3 tRNA genes are annotated in these 1,001 nt (G+C 41.5%); all 3 read right to left on the reverse strand.

Going from position 1 to position 1,001, the window contains the following annotated elements:
• Positions 1–14 precede the first annotated feature (14 nt).
• Positions 15–91: transfer RNA gene (locus L2748_RS24090), tRNA-Arg, on the reverse strand.
• A 30-nt stretch (positions 92–121) separates the two neighbouring features.
• Positions 122–198, reverse strand: a tRNA-Arg gene (locus L2748_RS24095).
• 21 nt (positions 199–219) lie between these two features.
• Positions 220–311 (reverse strand) — tRNA-Ser (locus L2748_RS24100).
• Positions 312–1,001: the final 690 nt, after the last annotated feature.

The raw sequence follows: 1,001 nt of genomic DNA on the forward strand, positions 1-1,001 counted from the left end.
CACGACAATAGAAATGGTGCGGATGGGAGGATTCGAACCTCCGACCGCCTGGTTCGTAGCCAGGTACTCTATCCAGCTGAGCTACATCCGCTCACTAAAACATTTATCACGACAATAGAAATGGTGCGGATGGGAGGATTCGAACCTCCGACCGCCTGGTTCGTAGCCAGGTACTCTATCCAGCTGAGCTACATCCGCATCGTTGTCTATTGTAAGAAATGGCGGAGAAGGAGGGATTCGAACCCTCGATGGGAGTTAAAGCCCATACTCCCTTAGCAGGGGAGCGCCTTCGGCCACTCGGCCACCTCTCCGTTTCTTGGCGCACATATTACTGTCTGCCGAAAATAAGTCAAACCCTTTTTAAGAAACCATTTCCATTTGAGCTGTTTTTAAGCAGCTTGTTTGTATAACAGTCTAAGTTACGGCTTAAAGGCGTTTATTTCGACATTTTATTTTCAATTCTGTCGCCAGAAATATCGATAAGCTTGCCGCAAACAGACATTCATAATAATAGATTTGATCTATTTCAGATCAAAAATTCCTATCAGTAAACGCTGTAGATGATTTTTCAAGCTAAATACTCGGTAAATTTCTAAGCTAAGCCAGTAAAAAGTCAGCTAAGATCCCGCTAACTACAATTAACTTAGCTAATTTCTTTCGCTGAGCTAACTTAATCGAGCCCGATCTCTGCAAAAGTTTGCGCACATTCATGTTTCGATGTTGATCCACTCATCTAATCAGCCCAAAAGTAGTCAATATCTACGACACATCTGATTTTTTAAATTAAATGGCTTACCGATGCAGCTTAGTATTCTGAAAAACGTTTGATTATGCCCTGATGCTAGATGCTGAGTAGGTAAAGTAAAAGTCCATCACACTGAAGAGACTTCTTCTAGTCCTCTATATACGGCACTGAAACTGAATATAAAGTAATAAAAAAGCCAGTTGCTTACACAACTGGCTTCTAGAATTCTCAAATCATTCTGATACAGATCAGAAGT

This window comes from Shewanella sairae (assembly GCF_023283535.1).
Classification (GTDB): domain Bacteria; phylum Pseudomonadota; class Gammaproteobacteria; order Enterobacterales; family Shewanellaceae; genus Shewanella; species Shewanella sairae.